The organism is Anaeromyxobacter sp. PSR-1 (genome assembly GCF_000964525.1).
Taxonomy (GTDB): Bacteria; Myxococcota; Myxococcia; order Myxococcales; family Anaeromyxobacteraceae; genus Anaeromyxobacter.
Genome location: NZ_BAZG01000226.1, coordinates 1 through 6,356, shown reverse-complemented (window position 1 = coordinate 6,356; position 6,356 = coordinate 1). Strand labels below are relative to the sequence as shown.

Annotated in this window: 6 protein-coding genes; 2 read left to right on the top strand and 4 right to left on the bottom strand. The window is 74.7% G+C overall.

All coding sequences use genetic code 11. The features are described from left to right. The coding region (locus PSR1_RS20875; RefSeq protein WP_193388399.1) for a zinc-ribbon domain-containing protein at positions 1 to 263 on the bottom strand (263 nt) is incomplete at its 3' end. Positions 264 to 420: 157 nt separating this feature from the next. On the opposite strand from PSR1_RS20875, the gene PSR1_RS20870 reads away from it, so the two are divergent. Together PSR1_RS20870 and PSR1_RS20865 are read left to right on the top strand one after the other, a co-directional pair. Beyond that, positions 421 to 3,216 (top strand): DNA translocase FtsK, encoded by a 2,796-nt coding sequence (locus tag PSR1_RS20870; RefSeq protein WP_059439308.1) that lies wholly within the window; start codon positions 421 to 423, stop codon positions 3,214 to 3,216. A 247-nt stretch (positions 3,217 to 3,463) separates the two neighbouring features. Next, positions 3,464 to 4,084, top strand: coding sequence for an OmpA family protein (locus PSR1_RS20865; protein WP_059439307.1), 621 nt, complete (start codon positions 3,464 to 3,466; stop codon positions 4,082 to 4,084). Positions 4,085 to 4,560: 476 nt separating this feature from the next. On the opposite strand, the gene plsY is transcribed toward PSR1_RS20865, so the two are convergent. The 3 genes from plsY to PSR1_RS20850 all read right to left on the bottom strand — a co-directional run. Beyond that, positions 4,561 to 5,166 (bottom strand): glycerol-3-phosphate 1-O-acyltransferase PlsY, encoded by a 606-nt coding sequence (gene plsY / locus PSR1_RS20860; RefSeq protein WP_059439306.1) that lies wholly within the window; start codon positions 5,164 to 5,166, stop codon positions 4,561 to 4,563. Next, positions 5,163 to 5,564: a DUF2752 domain-containing protein gene (locus PSR1_RS20855; protein ID WP_059439305.1), complete on the bottom strand. Its 402-nt coding sequence runs from the start codon at positions 5,562 to 5,564 to the stop codon at positions 5,163 to 5,165. Before PSR1_RS20855 ends, plsY begins: the two co-directional genes overlap by 4 nt. Before the next feature lie 8 nt (positions 5,565 to 5,572). Continuing rightward, positions 5,573 to 6,356, bottom strand: a 784-nt coding sequence (locus tag PSR1_RS20850; RefSeq protein ID WP_059439304.1) for a YIP1 family protein, incomplete at its 5' end; no start/stop codon positions are given.

Below are 6,356 nucleotides of genomic sequence, written 5' to 3'. Positions count from 1 at the left end.
GGCGCGGGAGGCGCGGCGGCGGTCGGGCCGGGGCGCGCGGCGGGCTGGGCCGTCGGGGCGGGCGGTGCGGCCCGGGGCGGCGGCGCGAGCGGCCTCGCGCCGACCGCGTGCTCCGGGCGGAGCGGCGTGGTGACGAACACCACCTTCCGCCTCACCTCGAAGAGGTACCCGCAGTTGGTGCACTGAAGGGCCACGCCGGCGGCCGTCACCTGCTCGTCGTCGAGCACGTAGGCCGCCCTGCAGCGCTCGCAGCGGATGTCCATGGATCCCCGGAGAAAAGCCCGCGCTTCCGCAGGATTCTACGCGAGCGCCCCCCGCCCCGCCGAAAAATTGACCCCCCGGTACCCCCCGATATCCTCCCGGAGGCAGGCCCTCGTCCGCGCGAGCGGCGTGTTCCACCCTCGAGGTCCCGTCGTCGCCATGGGCAAGCCCAAAGCCAATCGCCGTGTCTCCCCGAAGGAAAAGGGAAAGCGCGGCGACCCGCCCGCCGAGCGCGCGAAGGGCGGCGCCGCGCCGCGCACCGGCATGGCGCGCGACGTGGGCGCCGTGGTGCTGCTCGCGGCCGCGCTCGGCAGCGGCCTCTCGCTCGCGACCTACTCCTCGCTCGACGCGGCGCTGATCGCGCACGGCGTCGCGCCCGCGAACCTGGTCGGCCCGGTCGGCCACCGGACCGCGTCCGCGCTCTACGGCGTGCTGGGCCTCTCGGCCCTGGTGCTCCCGTTCGGCCTCGGCGCCGCGGCCTGGCGCCTGTTCCGCGGCGCGCCCCCGCGCATCACGCTCGTGTCCGCCGGCGCGTACACCGTGCTCACGCTGGCGGTCGCGACGCTCTCGCACCTGGCGCTCGCCGGCAGCGTCTCGCTCCCCTTCCCGCCCGGCGGCGCGGTCGGGGCCGCGCTCGCGCGCCCCAGCGTCCACGCGTTCTCGCTGTGGGGCAGCGTGATCCTGGTGGGCGCCACCGCCACGGTGGCCGCCATCGTCGCGTGCGACCTGAAGGTGCAGACGGTGGGCGCCGCGCTCTGGCGCGCGCTCGCCGCCACCGCCGGCTTCCTCTCGCGCCGGCTCGCCACCGCGGTGGACGAGCATCGGGTCGCCGTGGCCGAGCTGCGCGCCGAGGAGGCCGCCGAGCGCGAGCGCCGGCTCGCGGCCGAGCAGCTCGCCGAGACCGCCGAGATCGAGGCGAGCGGCGAGGAGGCGCACGAGGAGGCCCGCGCCGTGGCCGGCGCGCTCGCGCTCGAGCAGCTCCGCCGCGACACCTTCGAGGATCCGGCGTGGGTCGAGGGGCTCGCCCCCGCGCCCGAGCCGCGCGAGGAGGCCGAGGGCGCCGGCGAGGGCGAGCCGGCCGCCGAGGAGCCGCCGCGCCGCCGCCGCAAGGCGCGCGAGCCGGAGAAGGCCGTCGAGGTGCGGGCCGAGGTCGAGGACCCGGCCGCGCTGCCCGTCCCGGCGCCCGCCGAGAAGCCGGAGATCGTGGTCTCGCAGGCGATGCTGGAGCGCGCCCGCAAGAAGGAGAAGAAGAAGGAGGCGCCCGCCTTCGCGTTCCAGAAGGCCGGCGACGTGTTCCAGCTCCCGGCCAGCGACCTGCTCGACGTCCACGACGAGAAGGCCAAGGACCTCGACACGGCCGGGCTGACGCGCACCGCCGAGCTGATCGTCGCGACGCTCGCGCAGCACGGCGTGGACGGGACCATCAAGCACATCCGGCCCGGGCCGGTGGTGACGCTCTACGAGTTCTCCCCGGTCGCGGGCGTGAAGCTCGCGCGGATCGAGAACCTCGACAAGGAGCTCACCATGGCGCTCAGCGCCACCCGGATCCGCATCATCGCGCCGATCCCGGGCAAGGGCGTGGTGGGCATCGAGGTCCCGAACCGCGACCGCGCCACGGTGTGGCTGCGCGACATCCTCGAGTCGGAGTCCTTCGCCTCCGCGGACGGCTTCCTGCCGCTCGGCCTGGGCAAGAACATCGAGGGCATCCCGTACTGCGTGGACCTGCAGCGGATGCCGCACCTGCTCATCGCCGGCACCACCGGCTCCGGCAAGTCGGTCGGGCTGAACACCATGATCCTGTCCATGCTCTTCCGCCAGACGCCGGCGGAGGTCCGCATGATCATGGTGGACCCGAAGATGACGGAGCTGTCCACCTACGAGGACATCCCGCACCTGCTGCTGCCGGTGGTCACCGACCCGCAGAAGGCGGCGCGCGCGCTGCAGTGGGCCGTGGACGAGATGGAGCGGCGCACGCAGATCCTCGCCGACACCGGCTCGAAGGACCTCAAGTCCTACAACGGCAAGGTGGAGAAGCTGCGCGCCGAGGGGCGCACGTTCGAGGACCGCGACGAGGTCGCGCCGCCGCGCAAGCTCGTGGTGGTGGACGTGGCCGCGGGCGAGTCCGAGGACGAGGCCTCGGCCCGGGCCGCCACCGACGAGGCCGCCGGCGGCGCGTGGCACCCGCTGCCCGCCGAGGCGGTGGCCGGCTCGCCCGAGTTCGAGGACCCCACCGCGCCGCCGCCCGCCGATCCGGTGGCCGCGCGCGACGAGAAGAAGCTGCCCCAGAAGCTGCCGTACATCGTGGTGGTCATCGACGAGCTGGCCGACCTCATGATGACCGCGCCGCGCGAGGTGGAGATCTCGCTCGCGCGCCTCGCGCAGAAGGCCCGCGCCACCGGCATCCACCTCATCGTCGCCACGCAGCGCCCGTCCACCGACGTGGTCACGGGCATGATCAAGAACAACTTCCCCGCGCGCATCACCTTCCGGCTCGCCTCGCGCCACGACTCGCAGACCATCATCAACGGCCCCGGCGCCGAGACGCTGCTCGGCGACGGCGACATGCTCGTGCTCACCGCCACCGCGCCGGTGACCCGCGTGCAGGGCGCGTTCGTCTCCGAGGAGGAGCTGCACCGCGTGGTCGGCTTCCTCAAGGAGCAGGGCAAGCCGGTCTACGACGAGTCGATCCTGAAGGCGCGCGAGGGCGCCGGTCCCGGCGGCTACGATCCCGACGAGGACGACCCGGTGTACGACCAGGCCATCGACCTCGTGTCGCGCATGGAGGAGGTCTCGGTGTCGAAGCTCCAGCGCGAGATGCGGCTCGGCTACAACAAGGCCGCCAAGATCATCGAGCGCATGGAGCGCGAGGGCATCGTGGGCCCGCCGAACGGCGTGAAGCCGCGCCAGGTGCTGATCCGCCCCGCCGGCGAGGCGAGCGCGATCCCGAACGTCTAGCTGCGCACGTCGCCCTACATCGGCCCCGGCGGGTTCCCCTCCCGCTGCCCGGAGGGGAAGTCCCGGTCGCCTCGCGGTGTTCCCTTGCGGCGTGGCGATCCCGCGCGGGGAGCCGAGGTTGTCCGGCTCCCCGTGTCCGCGGTACACCCGGACCGGGGGCGCGCGTCCGCGCTCCGCGTCCGGGCCCACGGCATCGAAGGCGCCGGGACCGGCGCGACACGACTTTCATCCGAGAAGGAAGGACCGCATGAACAAGACCTCGCTTCGCCTCACCGCGGCCGTGACCGCGGTCCTGCTGTTCGCCGGCTGCCAGACGGCCGGCAAGCGCACCGCCATCGGCGCCGGCGCCGGCGGCCTCGCGGGCGCGGGCGTGGGCGCCCTCATCGGCGGCAAGAAGGGCGCGCTCATCGGCGCGGGCGTCGGCGCGCTGGCCGGCGGCTCGGTGGGCCTCTACCTCGACAAGCAGCACAAGGAGCTGGAGAAGATCGCCGAGACCAAGCGGACCGAGAACGGCCTGCTGGTCGAGATGAAGGGCGACATCCTGTTCGACTCCGGCAGCTCCGCGCTGAAGCCGGAGGCGATCGGCAAGCTCGAGCAGATGGGCGACATCCTCGCCAAGTACGGCGACGACCGGATCCGCATCGAGGGCTACACCGACTCGACCGGCTCGAAGTCGATGAACGAGGAGCTGTCGCTGCGGCGCGCCGACGCCGTGAAACGCGTGCTCGTGGGCCGCGGCGTGCAGGAGAAGCAGATCACCGCGCTCGGCATGGGCCCGGTGCGCCCGGTGGCGGACAACGGCACGGCGAGCGGCCGCGCGCAGAACCGCCGGGTGGAGCTGCATATCGACGTCCCGAACGCGACCTGAGAACGGGGCGTGCCGCCCCGCCCCGCCGAGCAGAGCTCGTCGGGGACCCCACCCCTGCTGCGCGGGGCCCGTGACCTCGCGGGCCCCGCTGCGCGGGGTTCCCGCGAGGTCCCCGCGGGGAGGGGCTACCGCCCCTCCCCAGCTGCGCTGGGGCCCCTCCCTGATCGCGATGACCTCGTCGAACGAACCCCGCTGGCGTGAGCTCGGCGCGGCGATCCTGCTCGCGGCGGCCTGCGCCGGGCTGGTGCGGATCTTCTTCTTCACGCACTGAGGGCGCGGTCGCCCCGCCTCCGCTCACCCTGAGCGTAGGCGGGCCCGCAGGCCCGCCGGAGTCGAAGGGTCACCCTGAGCGTACGCCGCCCGCAGGCCCGCCGGAGTCGAAGGGTCACCCTGAGCGTACGCCGCCCGCAGGCCCGCCGGAGTCGAAGGGTCACCCTGAGCGTACGCCGCCCGCAGGCCCGCCGGAGTCGAAGGGCCTAGACCTTCTTCTCCTCCCCGCGCACCAGCCTGCGGATGTTCTCGCGGTGGCGCAGGAAGATGAGGAGCGCGATGGCGAGGCCGGCCCAGGGCACCGGGTGGCGGGCGCCGTAGGTCGCGAACGCGCCGGCGGCGCAGAGCGTCGTGCCGGTGAGCGAGCCCACCGACGAGATGCGCGTCAGGCCGTAGGCGACGGCGTAGCCGAGGAGGCCGGCCAGCGCGGCCCAGGGCGCGAGCACCGCGAAGATGCCGAGGCCGGTGGCGACGCCCTTGCCGCCCTTGAAGCCGAGCCACACCGGGAACAGGTGGCCGACGAACGCGGCCACCGCGACGGCGGTGGCCCAGGCCTCGGCGTGCGGCGCGCCCGCGAGGAGGCGGCGCGCCACGAGGATGGGCACGATGGCCTTGGCGGCGTCGAGGACCAGCACCAGCACGCCCATCTTCTTGCCGCCGGCCCGCGCGACGTTGGTCGCGCCGATGTTGCCGGAGCCGACCGTGCGCACGTCCACGCCCAGCACGAGGCGCCCCAGCACCACGCCGAACGGGATCGAGCCGGCGAGGTAGCCGGCCGCGACCAGGATCAGGCCGATCAGGTCCGGGCTCACGCGCCGCCTCCGCGGGCCACCAGCCACGCCCAGTTCGCGAGCAGCGCGACCACGCCGATCGCCACCGCGGCGCGGGCCGCGCGCGGCGACGGGACCGGCAGCGGCCACCCCGCCGCGGCGCGGACGAGATCGGCCGCGGACAGCACCCAGATCCCGCCGGCCAGCGCGGCGCCGAGCGGGCTCGCGCCGAGCGCGGCGGCGAGGTCGCCGTGGGCGAGGTGCACGAACGCGTGCGTCATGCCGCAGGTGGCGCAGGGGATCCCGGCCATCCCCTTGAGCGGGCAGGTGTAGTGGAACGAGAGCACCGGGACGAAGCGCGCCACGAGGAACGTGAGCGCGCCGACCAGCGCGAACACCTCCGCGTGCCCGAACCGCCCGGTGCGCCGCCAGCCGATCACGTCGATCCTCACAGGTCGATGGCCGGGCCGTGCCCGAGGTCGGAGAGCCCGCCCAGCGCGCCGCCCAGCAGCATGCCGAGCGGCCCGAGGCAGCAGCAGACGCACAGGAGCACGGCCGGGGTCAGCACCGCCGCGGCGGCGCGGCCGGTGCCGCAGCGCTGGGCCTCGGAGAGGCCGATCACCACCGCCACCAGCCACCAGATCGGCGCGACCAGCCCGCCGCAGCCCGGCACGGCCAAGAGCGCGAACACGCCGAACGTGTAGCCCACCGTGGTGAGCGTGGCGGGGAACCCGCGCCGGGCGCCGCCGAACAGGACCAGCAGGAGGTGGATCGCGCCGGCCGCGACGTAGAGCGCCACCAGCGCGAGCAGCGGCGCGAGCAGCACCTCCCCGAGCACGATGGCGCCGGTCCCGCGCTGCACGAAGTTGCGGATGATCTCGGCCTGGCCCGGCGGCATGCGGCCGGCGAGCTGCTCCATCATCGCCACCATCTGCTGGCCGGAGAGCCAGTTGAACAGCGACTGGACCGCGACGCCGAACGCGTACGAGATCACCGCGAACAGCACCGCGCTGCCGGGCTGGTCCACGCGCACCTGGCGGAAGAAGCGCGCCGGCTCGATCGCCGCCAGCTTCCAGGTCTCGAAGTACGCGGACAGGACGCCGCGCTGCGCGCGCTCGGCGAACGGGGCCGCGAGCTCAGGGCCGGAGGGCGTGGGCGGCGGAGGCGGCGGCGGGCCCCAGCCGCCGGGCGCGCCGTGGGACGGCGGCGGGCCCCACGCCGGCGGCGGGGCG